Raw genomic sequence first — 20,570 nt, 5'->3', positions numbered from 1 at the left:
AAAATTAGAATTTAGATAACCCAAAATGAGGTGGATTCACCAAGAACGGCCAATTTTTTTGATAACCTAAACCATACTGAAATAAGGAAATTAACATGCGAGCCGTAAGTCCCCACACAATTTCACTTTCCACCTGCATACTTGGAAAATACAGCGATTGCCTAGCCAAACGGACTTCATAAGGCAAAGGTGGAGCATCCATCAACTCTTGTAATGGTGCAAAGAAAATTCGATCAATTTCTGTAGGTTGAGCGATTAAATCGACCTGAGCAGGGATTAATCCCACAATGGGTTTAACCGAGAGACCACTGCGTGCACGCTGAATCGGTAAATCACCCAGAAGTTTAACATCAAATGGATTTAGGGCTGTTTCTTCCTGTGCCTCACGTAAGGCAACCACGATATTACTGGTATCGCTTGGATCACGTTTTCCACCGGGAAAAGACACCTCTCCCGCATGTTGAGACAACTGCATAGAACGGCGGGTCAGTAAGACTTTCGGTTGAATTTCTTGGGTAATTGCAATCAAAACCGCAGCATCCGCCTGCTGGATTCGTTTGGAAAAACGCAACCGTTGTTGTAAAAGTTGTATTAACGATGGTTCTTCCATATGACTCATCTCTTTTTCTCTTTTTCCTTATTCAGCATCATAGCCGAAATTTTAACTGCAATCATAGATCATGATGCCAAGTCATCAAAATTCAGTTATGCTGAGCTATCTCTACGGTTGATGATAATTATGAGCTTTTGCGTTGCGTGTGGACATCAAACTGAAGCAAAAATTCCACTCGGTGATCATAAAACACGACTTGTCTGCACTCATTGTGGCAACATTCACTACGAAAACCCCAAAGTGATTTGTGGTGCATTGGCCCTATGGGATGACAAGGTGCTGTTATGTCGCCGCGCAATTGAGCCACGCTATGGTCTGTGGACCTTACCTGCTGGTTATATGGAGCTCTTTGAAACCATGGAGCAAGGTGCGGCACGTGAAACCCGTGAGGAAGCCGAGGCCGAAGTAGAAATCGAACAGCTGTATTGTATGTACAATATTCCACGTATTGGCCAAATCTATGTCCTATTCAAAGCGCATTTAAAACAAGGCTTATTTGGTGCGGGTGAAGAAAGTATCGAATGCCGTTTGTTTGAAGAACATGAAATTCCTTGGACCGAATTGGCTTTTCCGAGTGTAGAACAAACACTTCGACATTATTTTGCGGATCGTAAAATAGGGACTTTTCCAACCCATTTAGAAACGCTAGGAACACGACTCGACCATACGGGTTAAAATAAAAAAAGACCGCCATTGCGGTCTTTTTTATTGATATATACTAAGATTTCACTTTAATTGCATTACATGCTGGTATTCTTTGGTCTGCAATACGGATACTTGCAGTTCCTTGATAACCTTTTGCAAAAGCACGCTCTTGAGCCGTTGGTTCAACCAACTTGCTCTTATCTGTTCCTTCTTTATCGTAAGCATTGATATAAGCGGTCAGATATAAAGCAGAATTATTCAACCAAGAAACCGTATTATTTGAGAAGTTGGTTAAGTTAATTCCTGTGGCTTGGCCATTTAATAAGTTATGCACATTAATTTTCGCACCACTAATATTATTTTGACCATTTAAGGAGGTAAAGTTCAAACCGAGTAATACACCTTCGATAGCACCAAATTTTGGATTTGCTAAAATCATACGCACGGTAATTGATTTATCATTCGCCGAATAAAGTGCCCCACCTGTCGTACCCACTCGATATTGTGTTACACCATACTCATCAATAAATGTACCATCAGCTTGTGGTTCTGCTTTAGCACAGCTCCCTGACATATCTGTTGCGGTTGCATCCTTTTTAATATCAGTGCGAATATCACCGTGTTCATCAATCACGATCCCTAAATCAACTGATGGAAGGGTGGTCTCTTGAAATTTAAAAGTCAGAGTTGCATATAATGGGAATGCATAACGCTGTCCCGATCTAACATTCTCTTCTGTAGTAAAGACATCTTTTGGTAAATAACTAGCTGGGTTGACCTTAAATACATCCGTCACCCCTTTATAGTTTACACCAGCAAGGCTCTGCTGCCATAAACCCAAATCTTTTGCATTGTTAAATGGATCCGTCGATTTTAATTTCATCAACTGTCGATAGACAGCCTCAGTACTGGCGATGTTGGTTCCATTAATCAACTTACCCTGTGTCATTAACACATCTTCGCTTGCATTATTGTTTAATGTAAAACGTAGTGGCTGATTCGAGTTAATCTCTTGATTAACCAAGTTAAACCATTCTTTTTGGGCATTGACTTGTAGCTTTTCTGGTTTCGTTGTTCCTAGCAATACAATAGGCGGAGATACGACACCATTGGTAATAATCGGGCTTCCTCGCCACTGTTGACCAAAACCAATCGTATAACCCTGACGATCTGTTAATAATTCAAACCGCCCCATCGAGTGCCGTAAACTAGCCCCTTTATCTTCACCGATATTGAGACAGTCCTTATAAAGTTCTCTATTACATCCAAAGAGGCCATCAGGAAATATACCACTGCCCTCGTTAGGAACTGCCACAACTGTACCATTGCTACCGGCTTTAAAAAGAGGGAGTTCAGCATACAATACCCCCACATTACTTAGATTCAGTAATTGTGTGACAACGGCAAAAGCCTGCTCATCATTGATTTTGCTTACATCCAACCATGGCTTTAAAATTTCAGCATATGCGCCACTACTTAGTTCGGTCACACCAATATCACGACTGATAGCAGCAAGCGCATTTTTCTTTTCCGTGCTGAACTCAATTGGTTGTACATCACCAATGACATTCATATCATTTGCAACACTCTGGCTCTGAAAAATTTTAGCCAAAGCCATGGCAACTCTGATCGTATCATCACTGACACTTAAGCTAGCAGGTGTCTGTCCCGTTAAGCCTGTCGCTAAATCAAGAATTCTGATTCGCGCAGGTACTGCTGCTACTTTCGTTTTTGTAATGTTATCTAATTGAACTGTACCTAAACTAATTTTTCTTGGACTTTCAGCACCTTGAAGATAAAAAGTTACAGTATCACCTAACTTACACGCACCTGTAACGATATTACCGTCTAGTTTTGTAGCAAAGTGATTGACCTTATCACTGCTACAATCAAAATTTAAACCCGCTACTGGGTAATCTAGAACAAACTGTAAACAATCCGTCGCAGTAATATCACAACTGGTATTTGAAGTTACCCCTGTTACACCTTTATTGGGGTCTTCATTGATTTTGGCACTTTCACCACCGCAACCATGTAAAAAAATAGCCAACGTTGAAAGTGCAAATGGCAATAATATTTTTTTGTTCATCATTGGTTAATCCTATCCATGATTACTGTAAAACAGAAATTTTTATCTGTCCTTGATTAGAAAGTTCTTGTTCAGAAACATCGACCGCCGATGCTAGTGGCGTCATCATCATGTAATGCGCACCTACTGGTACTTTTATCACACCTTGGATACCCGAATGTTGTAACACTGTCGCAGCAGTTTTACTATTTTTAAATCCACTTACACCCTCTTCAATACACCCTTTTTCGTCCAAAAATACAACTAAAGGCCAGTAATAAACAGGTTTTTCATTATTGGAAGAATATGAATCAATTTGCATATACTGAATAGAAGAGTCTAGTTTCACTAGCTCATATTCAAATTTTTCCTTAAGAGGCTTTCTTGGCCATAATCCGATATCTTTTTTAAGTGTCAGAGTTTTGATTGATTTTTTATAACTCTCTAAAAAACAACGATCATTTTCAAAAGCTAATTTTAGATCATCACTCGATAAACGAATATAAGTGCCAGATAACGCAATTGGAGCTGTTGATTGCTGTGATCGATTTAGAATTTTATCTAGAACTGACCGACTTACTCCTTTTTTCCGTTCTATCGTTTCAGTACGCCCAGTGCCATCAGGTATCGTATAAAAGCGTTTTTTTCCATCCAAATTAAATTCTTGATTTTCTAAATATTCATTATTGACATAATCCACACCATCAACCTTATTAAATCCAACTATTGAGGTAGTTTCATTTGAAGAATTAGAAACACTTTTAGTTAATGGTGTTTTTTCAACTGTTGGCTTCTCTATTGTCAAAGGGTTGGAAGAAACTTGAGTCTCACTTAATTTTTTAGTTGGTACTGAAGATTCTTTTCCAGATTCATTATTGACTATCTTCGTCGTTTTAGATGAATCGACTGCTCGTTCAATAACTTTGGGCTCTGGGACTTTTGACTCAATTAAAATCTTTTCAGCTGTATTTTGTTGGCTTTGTTTGGTTTCAAATGATTTAGGGGTTTCTACCGCCCTTTTCTGTTCAAGTGGTACAATTCCTGTTTCTACTGGATTGATCTTAGTAATCGTTGGTTGTGATGCTTTTTCAGCATGAGGTTCCTGTTGCTGCTTACGAGGCTCTGCTTCTTTTTTTCCAATTTTCATAGGCACAACCATTGGACGACCATCTGGACCAATAATCGTATAGAAACCATCCGCATAAACAGTCGAAACACTTGATACCATTAAAAGTAATAATGAAATAGCAAGTGCCGATTGCTGAGTCCTTTTCTTTTGCATTACCATCTTGTTCTGTAGTTAATCCCGAGTAAAGTGACTTTTGTATTTGTTTTGACGTTCAAACCTGCATAAGGGTTTAATAACAGGTTATTCACCCCTGTTTGGTTTGAAAGACTACTGGTATTTGCAGGAATATCGTCACGGCTACGTAAAAAGCCAAGTGATAAATCTAAATCTGTGTCCTGATCAAAACGATAACCGATCCCTAAACCGAACAATTGTGCATTGTTAATCGGCACCATGGTATTCCGTTTATCATCAGGAATTGAACTAGTACGAGGCTCATAGCCCATACGTAATTTCAAGCGATCTGTTGCAGAATACTCAAAGCCAATCCCCCAACGCCAAGAAGACTGAAACTTTAATGGTAAAGATAATGATCGATCGGTTACATCGTTAGATAAAAGCTTAGCAACTTTTAACAAAGAAATTTGGCGATCAAACTCAAATCTAAACTTGTCCCAAGCAGAGAAATCCGTCCAACCTAAATCAAAGTTCATTTGCAAATCAGGGAAGATTTTATATTTAATCCCAGCTTTAAAATGCTGTGGATATTTAAAATCCATTGCTAACAACCCAGATTCTATTGGGGGTGCATAACTTGGAAATCCTAAAATTGCTGCAAGAATCTGACCTGTTGCAGATGAGTTCAACCCAGCAATTAATTGTTGTGGCGCTTCCGCAACATTAATTAAATATTTACCTTTTAACCGCATCTTCGCCTCACTTTGGTACACCATCCCAAAGCTAAAGTCATCCGTAGGTTCCCACAATAAACCCAAGTTATAGCTTGGACTTAAAGACTGTTCTAGTGAAACATCCAGAGATCCGACCTTACTAAAAGGATCCATTCCTTCTTTGGCATTACAAATACCAAAAAGCAGGAGGTCAGTAATAATGTCTCCATTTTGTTTAAATGGTCCACAAACGACTTCATCGACCATACGTAATACCCCAATCAGCTCATTTGGGAAACGTAAATCCGTTTTCATCGCAATGGCTTGATAGGACATCCCAATTGAAGCACCGAGATATAAATTATCATTGACCTGATAACCAAATGAAGGCGATAAATAGGTAATTCGCTCTAGAGCAACCTGCTGCCCCATATAGTTACTTGGATTACCATCTTCTGCACCAAAACCAGCTACAAGTGGTGCATAAATTGCTGTTGCGTAAGTTACTTTTGAGCCAGGTGGTTTATAAGAAATACCAGCAGTGGGCGCAACTAATGGGGAGTTCGGTCCTAAATCTACAATTTTCTTTAAAACAGGCACATAAATACTGGCATATTCAACATCACCACTTACCGTTCCTTTAAAGTCAGTACAAATATTCGAGTCAACTTCAGGCCCATCATTACAAACAATCGGATCATCCGAATAGCCAAAAACATTGTAGCCAGCAGGCGCAGCATAATCTCGTTTAATAGCAAAGTTCGCTAGAATCCCTTGCACATCAGTTTGTAAACCGTCTAGTTTAGCAAGTGCTGCAGGGTTGAAGTGAACTGCACTAATTCCAGGGGGATCCGCGGTAACTGCATTCCCTAATGATAAAGAACGCAAATCTACAGATAGGTCTTGTCCGAGTTGTGCATGGGTAGCACTCGATAGCCCAGCAAAAAAAATCGCTATCGTTAATGGACATAATTTAAGGTGTTTCACCATTATTACATCTCCTTAACGAGCTTTTTTACCAAAACCTATGATATCAAGCGGGAAAGATAAGCCTAGTGATACATCTGGTGCATCTTCCGTTAAACCGATCCCGACAGTACCATTCACAATTGTTTCAGGTGATACACGTACCCCTAAAGCAAATGACAACATAGCACTACTCTGGTCAGCAGATTTATAACTTTCATCATTCTCGAAATAGAATTTCGCCCCAGTATTAAAACTTTGTTGATATGACATGGTCAATGACACGTCATAGTTAAATGAATAGGCAAAACCAAAAGAGAATCCACCGCTGAGACCTGGATCAAAACTTTCTAAAACGCGGCTTCCGCGCAATTGATTGAGTCCAGACTCTTTTAGACCATAACTAGTTGAAACTGATGCAAACAATACGACAGGGTCAATATATTTACGTGTACTTGCTCCAGCACCAACTGAATAATGACCTTTACCTGTTGATAGCTCATCGACCCCTACTTCATATGGGCTATCACCTGTTTTAGTTGATAAGCTACCAAATAGGACCAATGGCAAACGGCCCTGTTTTAACGGAAAAGGTTCCCAACGCGCACCAAAATTAATATCACCTAAACCTGCAGCTGTTTGGTCTTTCAATAACTCTTTTTTCGCCACAAAAGGTAACGAAGCAGATAACGTCAAATTGTCTAATAAACCGTATTGAACCGTAAACGTATTGGTTAAGGTATGGTTAGCATCTTCTTCAACACGTAATCTAGATAATGAGCTATTACTATCATTCAAGGCCAAGTCAAGGCGGCTATCACGATAATAGGTATAGTCCAAATCATAATAAGATGAAAAAATGCCTTTCTTAATTAATGAATACTGGCGCTCATTGGACGTGAATACTTCTTGTAAATTAGTTTCCTGTGTTGCATCAGTTTCTTTTTTTTGTAAAGCACTTGCAGCTTGGTCTGCTTGATTCCCCTCAGCGACCGCACTGGTATCTACAACAGGATTTGCTGGACTTTCAGCTACTGTATTCACTGGTACTTCAGCTACTGATGCCTGATCTGTTCCAGATGCTACAGGCTCAACAGGTGATGCTTGTTCTGCTGCGTAAAGTGTTGATGTGATTGCACTTAAACTTAAGGCCAACACACTCATATTCATCCATGTACGATTCATTTTACTTTGCATCCTATTACATTAATTTTACTGATTTTTCTAAATTTACTTCCGCTTGTAATATAAGCGCATATAAGTCGTTATCGGTTGGTTATACGTTTCTGAATTAGGATCTGCATCCAATACTCGACGCATTGTCGAAGCTTTGTCCGCAAGATGCTCAAATTTTTGCGTTGGAAATTGAATTTCAGCAAGGGCATACCGATTTACAGTTGCATCCTCAACATGACGCATATCCGCATCTTGCAATGCTAATAAGCTCTTTTGGTATTGTTGAGGAATATCAACAATAAATAATGTATTGTTATCCCATATTTCTTTGAAACGAGTTTCATCAAAGCTAATATTACCTAACGCAGGATCAGCGACATAAACTCGCCCATCTTTATATGCTTTATATACAACAAAATGCTTAAAGCCAGCATAAGTAATAGGAACAATCGCTGGTTGCTTTAACGAGATAAGATCTGAAAATTCCCCACGATAGCCTCCACTATTAATCCCTAAAGCGGAAACAAAACGTTTCATATCTAATAAAGAGAAACTACGACGCTCAATAATACGCTGATACTCACCATACTGGAGTAGACCGCTCATTGTTTGCTGTTCAGTTAAACGTAACCCCCCATAACCGTTTAATAACGTTGTTAAGGCAGCCGAACCACAACTATAATCATAAGCCTGACGAACGATCCCCCGAAACTGATCCTCTGTAGCAGGTTTAATCACTACTGCTTCACGGTGGTTGCGAGTAAAGGAAGGATAACGAGAATCCAAGGTTTCTGTATAATATACAGATCCTTCTGGTTTTTTTTCTATTTCAAAGGCTTGCGTTGTAAAGTAATACATCAATGCCGAGCCTAAAGCGATCTCTAACATAAGTCTCTTTTTCTAACAATGGCAGCACTTGCCTTATTCATCTTATTTTTAGTGTCTATGACACTACATCCCTGCAAGATGAAGATACCTTCTTTTATAAAAAAATACATCTTTTTTTTGGTTTTTTTTGACAGAATGTTATTTTTTTTATTATTACACCGACAATTTGACAAATCTTGCCTTTAAGCAAACATTTTTATAACAATTATTTATAATTTTAACTTTTTTACTTCTAAAAATAAAACCGAATAATTTACTTAAAGCCTATGAATAATAGGCATAAAATTACAACACATCAGCAGCATAATTTAAAACACTCAAACAACTCAGGATTATTACTTCCTTCTGCATTATTTACCTTATAGAAACTCTACTTAAAAACAAAAAAAGCGCAAAATGCGCTTTTTTTTGTTTGATAACTGATTAGTGACCAGAAATCGTAATTACTGCGCCAGAACCAGCTGTAGGACCAGTACCGTAAGTAGTTTTTAAACCTTGGATTTCTACATCACCGATTGAACCAGCAGTCGCACTACCTAAATGAACACCTTTAATGTAAATATCTGTACCGTTTGCTGGAGATTGACTTACAATTCTTAAGAACCCGTCATTAGCACCTGCAACACTTTCACCAACTACACTTACATTTGCCTTAACAGTCATGTCATTACTGCCATTATCAGCAACTTTAATGCTGTCTAAACGAATTTCACCCGCCAATGTACTTGCAACAGCTCCTGAAGTTTGCTGACCAATTGTTGATTTATCTTTAATACCTAGATTGGTAATTTCCAAACCACCAGCCATCGTCGTATTCAACATGATCATTGCGCCTTGAGGAGCAGCACCTAATTGGATATTCGCATCCATCGTACCTGTTTTTAATGTTAAACCAGATAAGATTTCATTTGCTGCGCCAGTAGTGCCACGTTGAATATTTGTTGTACCTTGAGTTCCAGAAGCAGCAACTTCGATTTTACCAAGACTAATATTCAAACCAGATACTTTAGCTGCAACATTAAGGAACGCACCGCCAGTTGCTGTAGTACCAGCATCCGTATCAATTTTCAAATCAGCCAAGTTATGAGAAGGCAACAATGCAGCCGTATTTGGTGTAACTGAAACGTTGTTTACAACAATTGCACCAGCAACACCTGTTCCACCAGAACCAATTGTACCTGCTGCGCCGCTGTTGTTCGCATAACCATCAGTATCATGAATTAATAATTTATCGATCGTAACAGAGCTAATACCAAGACCAATATTAATCCCATCTTGACCTGTTGCAGCGCTTAGTGCAGCATCATCCATTGACTGCATAGCCATTGCATTTGCGCTAATCGCCATTGAAGAAACTAAAGCTAGTTTAGTAAACATTTTCATTGAGCACTCTCCCAAGAGCATTTATTTTTTGACTTACACTACTCTAAACTGTCCACGGTCGTTTTATTCTTAAATGACAACTTGAACTTCCAATCCTTGAGTAGTTCGCTTAGCAATTACTAAATTACCTGTTTGTTATTTTATGTTCAACTCCTGTTAACTGCTTTTTATCCACAAACCGACAAACGGCATATAAAACAATCGACAATAATTTTTTTAAAAAATTGTGACAACAACATGTAATTATTCATGATTTTTATTATATTTTTTTGAACACCAAATCTAAACTTAAATCTGTTAACCATTTATCATCGTCAAAAATCAGATAAGAAGTGTTAACAAAAGTGCTTTATTCATTCTAATCTGATAAATACATCATTTATTTGATCTAAGCAATCTTCGAGCAAAAGCATCCGTTTTTTCATCAAACAGTAGGATAAACATCAGTTTGATATTTTTGGATGTAGTACAATTTCTCTCTTCAAATGTATAGCCAGTATTTCCGTTTTATGTCTTATTTTCAGCAAAAGCTTAACACGCAACTCACTTCTGCATTTGAGCTTCTGTCCCGACTGTTTGATTTGACTGGCTTAGTTTATTTGCATGACCAAGGTGCACCTGTTATTGCATTTTTACCCAAAGAGTTTCTAATTTTTCAGCAATCTAAGCTTCAACAATTTCAACAAATACAATTCAATCAATATCAAATCAAATCAGAAGTACGCTCTCTCCTCGACTTCTCTCAGTTTGATGGCACCTCCTCTTCTGATCATCCTGATGGATTTTATGGTGGATATATTGGCTTCTTTAGTTATGACTATAGTGCAGATCAATTTACAACAATTGATGCATGCCCACAGCCAAGTTTTTTCTTGGGTCAATACACCAGCTTTTTAAAGTTTCAGCAAGGTGAATGGTACTTTTATAGTGATGAAGCTCAGGCCGAAAGTATCTATCAACACATTTCCGATTTGATCAATACACCAAAACAACTCAATGCACTATCTTTAAATCAGCAATGCCACCCTCGTTGGACGAAACAGCAGTACTTCACTGCATTCAACCAAGTTCAGGAGTACATCAAAGCGGGTGATTGTTATCAAATTAACTTGACTCAAGAATTTACAGCGCATGTACAAGGTTCATTATTAAGCCGCGCCAATGATTTATGGGAACTCACCCAAGCACCTTATGCTGGTTATCTCAAAATCAATGATTTTGAATTGCTCAGTTGCTCTCCTGAACTGTTTATTGAATTCAAGCACAACCGAGAAATTAAAACACGTCCAATCAAAGGCACCATGCCACGTTTTAACGATCCACAACAAGATCAGATCTCAAAGGATAAACTCAGCCACTCTGAAAAAGATCAGGCTGAGAATGTCATGATTGTCGATTTGCTCCGCAATGACTTGAGTGTCTATGCTGAAACAGGCTCTGTTGAAACAACCAAATTATTTGAAATTGAAAGCTTTAATCAAGTCCATCATATGGTCAGCGAAATTACGGCAACTTTAAAAGCAGACATCAATCCAATGCAAATGCTACTGTCTGCCCTGCCTGGCGGTTCAATCACAGGTGCACCAAAGATTCGTGCTATGCAAATCATTGAAGAATTAGAAGGTGCACCGCGTGGCGCTTATTGTGGCAGCTTAGGTTATTTTAATTTCGATGGTACAGGTTGCTGGAATATCTTGATTCGTAGTATTCAAAAATATCAGGATCAATTATCGATGTGGGCGGGTGGCGGCATCACCATTGCCTCTGATGCAGAAGCAGAATATCAAGAATGCTTTGATAAAATTTCTGCCATGCTTGATTTACTCAATACATGGCAGACTTCTGAACAATAAGCGTCAATACAAATTTATAAAATTTGCGTTTTAAGCGTATCGACTAAACGCTGGTTTTGTTCATCTGTACCAATCGTGATACGCAAGAATTGATTAATACGCGGCTTATTGAAATAACGCACAATAATCCCCTGTTCACGCAATTGTTGAGACAACTGGGCAGCATCATGTTGCGGATGTGTGGCAAAGATAAAATTGGCTTTCGAAGGCAATACCTCAAAGCCTAAAGCTATGAGATCACTCACTAATTTTTCTCGACTCTCAATCACTTTGGCACATTGCGCTTCAAAATAAGCTTGATCTTCGAATGATGCCACGGCTGCTGCTATTGCAAAACGATCAATTGGATAGGAGTTAAAACTATTTTTTACGGCTTCAAGTCCCGCAATCAAATGTGCTTGTGCAATGGCAAAACCAACGCGTAAGCCTGCCAATGAACGTGACTTAGAGGTCGTTTGGCAAACCACTAAATTTTCATAGCGATTAACCAATTGCACTGCTGACTCAGCACCAAAATCAACATAGGCTTCATCAATTACGACCACGCGATCTGGATTTGCCTTGAGTACCTGCTCAATCTTATCTAAACCGAGCGCGATACTGGTTGGCGCATTTGGATTGGTGATGATAATACCGCCATTTTCCTGTTCATAATCCGATACATCTATTTCGAATTTTTCATTCAAAGGAATCTGTTTGGTTTGTGTTGCAAAAAACTGGCTATAAACAGGATAAAAACTATAGGTAATATCTGGATAGAGAATCGGTTGTTTCTGGATAAAAAAAGCTTTGAAGATATGTGCCAATACTTCATCCGACCCATTACCGACAAAGACTTGTGCCACATCAACATGCTGCTGCTTGGCAATCGCCTGTTTTAACACCGTCGCGTCTGGGTCAGGGTATAGACGTAAGGCATCAGCATGATCTGCTAAAACAGCTTGCACTGCTTCTACCACTTTTGGTGATGGCGGATATGGGTTTTCATTGGTATTGAGTTTGAGTAAGTTTTGAATTTTAGGCTGCTCACCGGGTACATACGGCTCTAATTCACGAACCTCGGGGCTCCAAAAACGCATTTGTTCTGCTGTAAACGTCATTATTCTACTCTCATGTATCCTAAAAAAGGGGCTAACCAGCCCCTATCAATCTTTGAATCGGTTATTGGTAACGATAACGGGCTGAGCGCGCATGGGCATCAAGATTTTCTTGCACTGCCAGAACATCGGCTGCTTTTGCCAAGCTTTTCACCCCCTCTTCAGAGCACATAATTAAGCTAGAGCGTTTCTGAAAATCATAAACACCGAGCGGTGAAGAAAAACGTGCCGTACCCGATGTCGGCAAGACATGGTTTGGACCAGCACAATAATCACCAATGGCTTCTGGGGTATAACGTCCCATAAAGATTGCACCCGCATGACGAATCTCCTGACTCATCAATTCAGCATCATCAAGACAAAGTTCTAAATGCTCAGGTGCGACCTGATTAATCAATTCAACTGCTTCTGCACGATCTTTTACCAACACCAATGCACCACGATTTTGAATCGAAGTTTTGGCAATTTCTGCTTTTGGTAATTCAGTTAAATGCTTTTCAATCGCGGCTTCAACTGCATTTAACAGCGTTTCATCTGGAGTAATGAAAATCGCTTGTGCAACCGTATCGTGCTCAGCTTGAGACAATACGTCCATGGCTAACCATTCAGCATTATTTTCACCTTCGGCATAGACCAAAATTTCCGAAGGCCCTGCAATCATATCGATACCAACTTGACCAAAGACCGCACGTTTTGCGGCTGCTACAAATCGATTGCCTGGTCCGGTAATTTTGTCTACTGCTGGAATGGTTTGTGTTCCATAAGCCAATGCTGCAACGGCCTGTGCACCACCAATGGTAAACACTCGGCTCACCCCAGCTAAATAGGCAGCTGCTAATACCAATGGATTCAACTCACCATTTGGTGCCGGAACCACCATAATAATTTCAGGAACCCCTGCAACATGTGCAGGCAAAGCATTCATAAGTACCGATGATGGATAAGAGGCTAATCCGCCAGGCACATAAATCCCTACACGATCCAAAGGTGTGACTTTTTGACCTAAGGTATTACCCAACTCATCGATATAGGTCCAACCTTCCTGCTTTTGTGCTTGATGGAACGAACGAATGCGTTTTGCAGCAAGCTCTAATGCTTCACGGATTTCAACACTTAAACCATCAAATGCGGTTTTGAGCTGTGCTTGAGTCAGTTCTAAATCAGAGAATTGATGCGCTGGATGTCGATCGAACTGTTGCGTTAATTTAAGCACATGATCATCACCATGCTGACGTACATCAGCAATAATTTGATCTACAGTTTGAATTAATTGAGGATCATTAACCGTTTCAAATGCTAAAAGTTCAGCAAATGTCTGTTTAAAATTTTGATCCTGAGTCGATAAACGTCGCATCAATTTACCCACAAGGCGAATAAGAGAGCACTAAGTTTACTCTTTTTCAGTGTGCTTGTGGGCACAATATAGGCTAAAAAAATCAATCAGAAAGAGAAGGTTCTTCGATCAATCCACAATCTCTACTTTTATCTTTTTAATCAAAACATTTAGCTATCAAAAACAAAAGTTAAATTTTTTTTATTCCATTTGTCACAAAACAAAAGGCTGAGTCGTCAAATGAATACCTACGTTGATTTTAATCAGGAACACTATAATGACGACACTCAATATTCATCCTAAAAAACACTTACCAGAGTCAATTCATCACCTCTATCAAGTCCATCAAAATATTCTTGATTCAGCTTTGATAGATCGCTCGCTTTATCATCTTGTTCTATTACGCGCCTCACAAATCAATGGCTGTGCTTTTTGTGTGAAGATGCATATTGCTGAAGCTTTGGCAGATGGTGAAATACAATCACGTTTGGACCGTTTGGTTGTATGGCGACATTGCAATGATTATACGGATCAGGAAAAAGCTGCCTTTGCTTGGGTTGAAGCACTCACGACTTTACACCCGCTCACTGATTATGAGCCGTTACGTATAACACTATTAAAATATTTCAGTGAGCCACAAATTTCAGCTTTAACTTTACTGATTGGCATGATTAATTTGTGGAATCGAATTGCAATTTCACAGCATTAACATCCATGAAAGCATCAGGCATGATTAGCCAACAAGATTTAACTATTTTTGAGACAAGCCGAACATTCCTGTTCGGTCTTGCTTATCGACTATTAGGGACAACAAGTGATGCTGAAGACGTCTTACAGGATATTTTTATAAAATGGCAACAGCAACCTAAGCAAGATATTCTCAATCCTCAAGCTTGGCTGACCTCTGTATGCACACGCCATTGCATTGATCTACTCCGTGCTCACCACAGGTCTAGAACTGAATATACGGGAACATGGTTACCTGAACCCTATCATCATACAGAAACATTCTCGGTCGAATCCGACTATACCCTCTCCACAGCTTTCCTTTTGATTCTTGAAAAACTTTCAGTTAAAGAGCGTGCGGCATATTTACTACATGACATCTTTAATCTTGACTATGTTGAAATTTCGGAAATCCTTCGGGAACAACAAAGTAATTGTCGACAATTGGTGGCCCGCAGCAGAAAACGTATTGCAGATGAACCGAATGTTCTCTCGAATCATCCGACTCAGCAGCAAATCAACTTACTCAATGCCTTCAAGGTCGCCATTCATTCACATGACCTGAATCAACTCACACAGTTACTTAGTGACGATATCCAATTTGCAGCGGATGGCGGTGGTAAAGTCTCAGCTATTCGACAGCCTTTCATTGGCCAACCACCTATATTACGTTTCTTTGAACGCTTGCTTTTTCAAGCGTGGACAGAGCTCTCTTGGGAAATGGGCCATATCAATGGCAGTGTCGGTTTTAAACTCTATGACTCAGACCATTGTTGTGTCATGGTACTTACTTTTGCTTTCAATGATCAGCAACAACTGCAAAGCATTTATTCTTTACGTAATCCAGATAAACTCAAATAAAAAGGCCAACCGAAGCTGACCTTTTTATTCAATTCAATCTAAAACTTAGTTTTGACGTGCTTTAATGGCTTGTTCGAGTTGCGTCAAAATCGGATTTAACACCGCTTGCTTACGCTTAAAGCTTGCCTTATTGACGATTAAGCGTGAAGAAACTTTGCAAATTTCTTCTAATGGCTCTAAGCCATTAGCACGTAAAGTATTACCTGTATCGACCACGTCGACAATGTAATCACCCAAGCCAACCAAAGGTGCAAGTTCCATTGATCCGTATAGCTTAATGACATCCACCTGCTCACCAAGGCTTGCATAGTATTGACGAGTCAAATTGACGTATTTAGTCGCGATCTTTAAACGGCCTTTTGGTCGTTCCATGCCGACTTTACCCGCCGTCATCAACTTACAATTGGCAATTTTTAGGTCAAGCAACTCATAAACATGTTGCGCACCATGTTCCATCAATACATCTTTACCCGCTACACCAAAGTCTGCTGCACCATTCTCAACATAAGTCGGAACATCAGACGCCCGTAGAATCAAAATACGAACTTTTTTGTGCGTAGTTGGAAAAATCAATTTGCGTGATTTATCTGGATCTTCAAGTAAATTAATACCCGCCTTTTCAAGCAACGGTAATGTTTCCTTTAAGATACGACCTTTACTGAGTGCTAAAGTTAAACCATGATCAAAATTGCCCATTACGTCAAAATTTGGATCATCGTTTCTTAAGTCATTCATCCTTTTACTCGCTTAATCTGAGCACCTAAACTTTGCAATTTTTCTTCTACATGTTCGTAGCCACGATCGATATGGTAGATACGATCAACCAGTGTTTCACCTTCAGCAACCAAAGCAGCTAAAACAAGTGAGAATGAAGCACGTAGATCGGTTGCCATTACAGGTGCAGCCTGAAGTGTTTCCACACCTGTTACCACCGCATCATGTCCCTCCACTTGGATATTCGCACCCATACGTGAAAGCTCTGGTACATGCATAAAACGGTTTTCGAAAATGGTTTCAGAAATCGTTGCAAAACCACGACCAATCACATTGACAGCCATAATTTGTGCTTGCATGTCTGTTGGAAATTCTGGATGTGGCAGTGTTCTAAAGCTCACAGCTTTAGGACGTTTGCCCTGCATATCCAACTCAATCCAATCATCACCACGCGTGACTTCCGCACCCATTTCTTCGAACTTATCCAATACTGCTTCTAATAATGAAGGATCAGTATGGGTAGTCTTCACTCGTCCACCAGTAATGGCAGCGGCAGCTAAATATGAACCTGTTTCAATACGGTCTGCAACTACGGCATATTCACAACCATGCAAACTTTCAACACCCGTAACAACTAAAGTATCTGTATCTAAACCTTCAATTTTAGCGCCCATCTTAATCAACATTTGCGCAAGATCGGTGATTTCTGGTTCACGAGCAGCATTACGAATCGTGGTCACACCTTCAGCAAGTGCAGCAGCCATCAAGATATTCTCGGTACCACCAACGGTCACCATATCAAAAACAACTTCACCGCCTTTCAAACGACCATCAACTGAAGCATGGACATAGCCATTTTCAACTTCAATCTGCGCACCTAAAGCTTCTAAAGCTTTTAAGTGTTGATCGACTGGACGTGAGCCAATCGCACAGCCGCCTGGTAATGATACTTTTGCATTACCATAGCGTGCTAACAAAGGACCGAGCACCAAAATAGATGCACGCATGGTGCGTACAAGTTCATATGGTGCAAACTGGTTATCTAATGTTGATGCGTCAGCACAAACCGTTTCACCTTCATAGCTCATGGTCACACCAAGACCAGCAATCAACTTAACCAATGTGTTTACATCTTTTAGATTAGGTACATTGGTTAGCTTAATCGGAGAGTCAGCAAGGATCATTGCTGCAAGTAAAGGTAAAGCAGCATTTTTAGCACCAGAAATGCGTACTTCACCTTCGAGCTTAACACCGCCCGTAATTAAAAATTTATCCATTAATATTTAAGCTCCGAAAAGGCTTGCTTTGCGCCATTCGTCTTTTGTCATTGCGCGAATCGTAACAGCGTGAACTGCGCCACTCGCAATATAAGAATTTAGAGGTGCATAAACGGCTTGTTGACGAGCAACGGTACGCTTACCTTCAAACTGATCATCCACAATACGAAGGTCAAATTTCCCAGCTTGACCGCTCACTGCTACTTCTGCTTCAGGGAAAGCTTCTTTTAAAATTTGCGTGAGCTGCTCACTATTCATTACAAGGCCTCTTATACAACCATTGGTGTAAAACCAGCTATTTTACTATAACTTTTTCACATAATTCAGTAAGCAGTTTCTTTTTTTATCAATAAAAAAAGAGGCTTCACAAAAAGCCTCTTATACAAAATAAAAAATTAACTCAAAAGTGCCAGTTCATGCTGATACGAACATTGAATTTTTCGATGTTTTGCTAGCTGGCGTTTTAATTTGTCTGTCAGTTTTCGAATTGAAGTATACATATCATCGGCTGTCGCCTGTGCAAACAGTTCTACCCCCGGCAAACGTATAATCGCTTCAGCGATATGATTTGCACTACCTTTGTGTGAACGTTTGTCAATTTGATGATCTTTAGCCAGCTTGATTTGCATACTATTGACCTGATCTAGATGCTTGGTCATTTGACTAAACTTTTCTTTTATATTTTCTTCAATGGCTGGTGTAATGGTTAAATGGTGCCCACGAATCGTTATTTGCATAATTCTATCCCTCACCTTTTTCTCAGGATACAAGAAAATCGCTTCAGCAAATTTAATGCACATTATCAGTGGTTCAATATCCATTAAATCATTTCAGCGATTCCTCTAGTGATCATTAAAAAAATTCATTATTCCGTAATAATGAACCCCTAGAATAGTCACACCTTGAAATTTAGATCAAGACTTTTCTTTCAGAAGATGAGGCAATATGTAACGATTCACGATATTTTGCTACCGTGCGTCGAGCCACCTCAATCCCTTCATTCTTCAACATTTCAGCAATTGCATTATCCGACAAAGGCTTACGTGGATTCTCGCTTGAAACGAGTTTTTTAATCATGGCTCGAATTGCCGTCGATGAAGCCTCACCACCTGTTGTTGTTCCAACATGACTAGAAAAGAAGTATTTCAATTCAAATAAACCACGTGGTGTCAGCATATATTTATTGGTTGTCACACGAGATACGGTCGACTCATGTAATTCAACCTCTTCTGCCACATCACGAAGTACTAAAGGCTTCATCGCTTCTGGGCCTTGCTCCAAAAAAGCTCTCTGATGCTCAACAATGCAGGTTGCTACTTTCAACAATGTCTTATGACGCTCATCGATACTCTTGATAAAATTCTTCGCTTCCAGCATTTGATTGCGCAAATAGACATTATCATCACTTTGATCAGCTCTACGAATCATGCCTGAATAAAAAGAATTAATGCGTAACTTAGGCAATACATCAGGGTTAAGCTGAACTTGCCAATGTTGATCTTTCTTCGACACGACTACATCAGGGACTTGGTATTCAGATTCTTGTTGATTGAACTCTAACCCAGGATAAGGCTTCAAAGTCTTTAACAAATCAACGGCACTTTTTAATTGCTCTTTAGATAACCCTGTTTGCTTTAACAACTTATTCAAATCATTCGAAATCAATAACTCATAATATTTCAATAAATTTCTAGCTTCCGCTAGATAAGGAACTTTTTCATTAAAAGTTTCAAGTTGGATTTTCAAGCATTCTGCTAAATTTCTGGAACCGACACCAATAGGATCAAGACGTTGAATATGTTTTAAAACAACAATAATTTCATCTTGCTCAACTTCTTCCTCACTCTCCATTTCCTGTAAAAGACGGGAAACAGCAAGTAAAATGTCATCCAACTCTGCGTCGAGGAATCCTTTATCATCAAGGGAGTCTACGATGCAATATGCAATCAATTTATCTACCGTTGAAAAATGCAAGAGATTGACTTGATCTAAAATATGCTCTTTGAGGCTTAAATGTACCTGACGATTGTCTTCTCTTTCTTCATATTCTGGTGAGGCCAACGCTGTAGATTGATGGGTATAAATATCATCCCATTCAGTATCAACGGGTAAATCATTTGGAAGATGATCCGCATTCAGTTCAGTGGTTAAGTCTCCATTCTCTTTTTCTTCTAGTGAAGAAAGACTTTCCATGGTCCCCATGTCTTCTATTTTTTCAAGTAATGGATTACTGTCTAACTGGATTTGAATTTCTTGTTCAAGTTCTAAACTGGATAACTGTAAAAGACGTATGGCCTGCTGCAATTGAGGAGTTAACGATAAGCTGTTCGCAACTTTCAATCCAACAGATAATTTCATAGTCTTTCCTTTTATTAAAATAAGCAAAAAACATGCCTATAAAAATATTTATAACATAAAGCAATGTTTCCGCATACAAGGAAAAAGCTTTTCAACTGACTAATCTGTTCAAAAAACTAGCACATGTACAATCTTTTATAAAAAACAATCTAAAATTGTCAGAAAGGACTTTTCTTTACACCTTCTATAAAAGCCCTAGCTCAGATTTTACGACTGATTCCCTCCACTACCTATTTTCGTCCGCCCAATAAAAAACACCCCCAACGGTTGGTTGGGGGTGTTCTAATTTAAAAGCTGGCGATGACTTACTCTCACATGGCAAGTGCCACACTACCATCAGCGCTAAGAGGTTTCACTTCTGAGTTCGGGAAGGGATCAGGTGGTTCACTCTTGCTATTGTCGCCAGCAAACTGTTGTGGTGCTTTCGGGTCTTAATCACGATGTATTCATCGTATGCCTTACTTACTATCCAAAGAGTTATTAACGGATTAGATTATTGAGTCGGTATTGTAACTAGTTTATTCACTAAATCAAGTTATGTATTGAATTTATCTTGAATACAACAACTGTTTGGGTGTTGTATAGTCAAGCCTCACGAGCAATTAGTATTGGTCAGCTTCACACGTCACCGTGCTTCCACACCCAACCTATCA

At 39.3% G+C, this 20,570-nt stretch carries 18 protein-coding genes and 1 rRNA gene; 4 read left to right on the top strand and 15 right to left on the bottom strand.

Features of this window, described 5'->3' with window-relative positions:
- Nucleotides 1-4: 4 nt before the first annotated feature.
- On the bottom strand, nt 5-619 hold the full coding sequence (locus MN869_RS10810) for a CoA pyrophosphatase (protein ID WP_162180579.1): 615 nt from the start codon (nt 617-619) through the stop codon (nt 5-7).
- 120 nt (nt 620-739) lie between these two features.
- Between MN869_RS10810 and MN869_RS10805 the strand changes: the two genes are divergently transcribed.
- Nucleotides 740-1,288, top strand: a complete 549-nt coding sequence (locus MN869_RS10805; RefSeq protein ID WP_033133506.1) for an NUDIX hydrolase — start codon at nt 740-742, stop codon at nt 1,286-1,288.
- Nucleotides 1,289-1,331: 43 nt separating this feature from the next.
- Here MN869_RS10805 and MN869_RS10800 read toward each other — a convergent pair whose 3' ends face one another.
- The 6 genes from MN869_RS10800 to MN869_RS10775 form a co-directional block, all read right to left on the bottom strand.
- On the bottom strand, nt 1,332-3,350 hold the full coding sequence (locus MN869_RS10800; RefSeq protein WP_033133459.1) for a hypothetical protein: 2,019 nt from the start codon (nt 3,348-3,350) through the stop codon (nt 1,332-1,334).
- A gap of 19 nt (nt 3,351-3,369) precedes the next feature.
- Nucleotides 3,370-4,608: a putative pilus assembly protein FilE gene (gene filE / locus MN869_RS10795; protein ID WP_033133458.1), complete on the bottom strand. Its 1,239-nt coding sequence runs from the start codon at nt 4,606-4,608 to the stop codon at nt 3,370-3,372.
- A complete protein-coding gene (locus MN869_RS10790; RefSeq protein ID WP_171066456.1) occupies nt 4,608-6,272 on the bottom strand; it encodes an outer membrane protein transport protein in 1,665 nt (554 codons plus the stop codon). The genes filE and MN869_RS10790 overlap by 1 nt, the downstream gene beginning before the upstream one ends.
- 15 nt (nt 6,273-6,287) lie before the next feature.
- Nucleotides 6,288-7,436, bottom strand: a complete 1,149-nt coding sequence (locus MN869_RS10785) for a hypothetical protein (RefSeq protein WP_243307498.1) — start codon at nt 7,434-7,436, stop codon at nt 6,288-6,290.
- A 45-nt stretch (nt 7,437-7,481) separates the two neighbouring features.
- Nucleotides 7,482-8,315 carry a C39 family peptidase gene (locus MN869_RS10780; protein WP_004804539.1) on the bottom strand — a complete coding sequence of 278 codons (834 nt, stop codon included), beginning with the start codon at nt 8,313-8,315 and terminating at the stop codon, nt 7,482-7,484.
- Nucleotides 8,316-8,738: 423 nt separating this feature from the next.
- Complete coding sequence (locus MN869_RS10775; RefSeq protein ID WP_033133456.1) at nt 8,739-9,698, bottom strand: DUF6160 family protein; 960 nt, start codon at nt 9,696-9,698, stop codon at nt 8,739-8,741.
- 509 nt (nt 9,699-10,207) lie between these two features.
- Here MN869_RS10775 and MN869_RS10770 point away from each other — a divergent pair.
- Nucleotides 10,208-11,551, top strand: coding sequence for an anthranilate synthase component I family protein (locus tag MN869_RS10770; RefSeq protein ID WP_033133505.1), 1,344 nt, complete (start codon nt 10,208-10,210; stop codon nt 11,549-11,551).
- Nucleotides 11,552-11,565: 14 nt separating this feature from the next.
- Here MN869_RS10770 and hisC read toward each other — a convergent pair whose 3' ends face one another.
- Both hisC and hisD read right to left on the bottom strand, forming a co-directional pair.
- Entirely contained in the window at nt 11,566-12,651 is a 1,086-nt protein-coding gene (hisC, locus tag MN869_RS10765) for a histidinol-phosphate transaminase (protein ID WP_033133455.1), read from the bottom strand.
- A 61-nt stretch (nt 12,652-12,712) separates the two neighbouring features.
- Nucleotides 12,713-14,002: a histidinol dehydrogenase gene (gene hisD, locus MN869_RS10760; RefSeq protein ID WP_033133454.1), complete on the bottom strand. Its 1,290-nt coding sequence runs from the start codon at nt 14,000-14,002 to the stop codon at nt 12,713-12,715.
- A 256-nt stretch (nt 14,003-14,258) separates the two neighbouring features.
- Between hisD and MN869_RS10755 the strand changes: the two genes are divergently transcribed.
- Nucleotides 14,259-14,690, top strand: a complete 432-nt coding sequence (locus tag MN869_RS10755; RefSeq protein ID WP_005191407.1) for a carboxymuconolactone decarboxylase family protein — start codon at nt 14,259-14,261, stop codon at nt 14,688-14,690.
- Between the two features lie 5 nt (nt 14,691-14,695).
- The gene (locus tag MN869_RS10750) at nt 14,696-15,568 is read left to right on the top strand and encodes a sigma-70 family RNA polymerase sigma factor (RefSeq protein ID WP_033133453.1); all 873 of its coding nucleotides are present in this window, start codon (nt 14,696-14,698) and stop codon (nt 15,566-15,568) included.
- Between the two features lie 45 nt (nt 15,569-15,613).
- Here the strand turns inward: MN869_RS10750 and hisG are convergent, their stop codons facing one another.
- The 6 genes from hisG to rrf all read right to left on the bottom strand — a co-directional run bounded on the left by hisG (nt 15,614) and on the right by rrf (nt 20,324).
- Nucleotides 15,614-16,303: an ATP phosphoribosyltransferase gene (hisG, locus tag MN869_RS10745; RefSeq protein ID WP_005151374.1), complete on the bottom strand. Its 690-nt coding sequence runs from the start codon at nt 16,301-16,303 to the stop codon at nt 15,614-15,616.
- A complete protein-coding gene (murA, locus tag MN869_RS10740; protein WP_004804524.1) occupies nt 16,300-17,559 on the bottom strand; it encodes a UDP-N-acetylglucosamine 1-carboxyvinyltransferase in 1,260 nt (419 codons plus the stop codon). The genes hisG and murA overlap by 4 nt, the downstream gene beginning before the upstream one ends.
- 6 nt (nt 17,560-17,565) lie before the next feature.
- Nucleotides 17,566-17,817 carry a BolA family iron metabolism protein IbaG gene (ibaG, locus tag MN869_RS10735; protein ID WP_005151378.1) on the bottom strand — a complete coding sequence of 84 codons (252 nt, stop codon included), beginning with the start codon at nt 17,815-17,817 and terminating at the stop codon, nt 17,566-17,568.
- A 137-nt stretch (nt 17,818-17,954) separates the two neighbouring features.
- Nucleotides 17,955-18,296: a ribosome-associated translation inhibitor RaiA gene (raiA, locus tag MN869_RS10730; protein WP_004655596.1), complete on the bottom strand. Its 342-nt coding sequence runs from the start codon at nt 18,294-18,296 to the stop codon at nt 17,955-17,957.
- 172 nt (nt 18,297-18,468) lie between these two features.
- On the bottom strand, nt 18,469-19,917 hold the full coding sequence (locus tag MN869_RS10725; RefSeq protein WP_005205749.1) for an RNA polymerase factor sigma-54: 1,449 nt from the start codon (nt 19,915-19,917) through the stop codon (nt 18,469-18,471).
- A gap of 292 nt (nt 19,918-20,209) precedes the next feature.
- Nucleotides 20,210-20,324 (bottom strand): 5S ribosomal RNA (gene rrf / locus MN869_RS10720).
- Nucleotides 20,325-20,570: the final 246 nt, after the last annotated feature.

This window comes from Acinetobacter sp. NIPH1876, assembly GCF_022808535.1.
Taxonomy (GTDB): Bacteria; Pseudomonadota; Gammaproteobacteria; order Pseudomonadales; family Moraxellaceae; genus Acinetobacter; species Acinetobacter higginsii.
The sequence above is the reverse complement of the archived record's forward strand: the minus strand, read 5'-3'. Positions and strand labels throughout refer to the sequence as shown.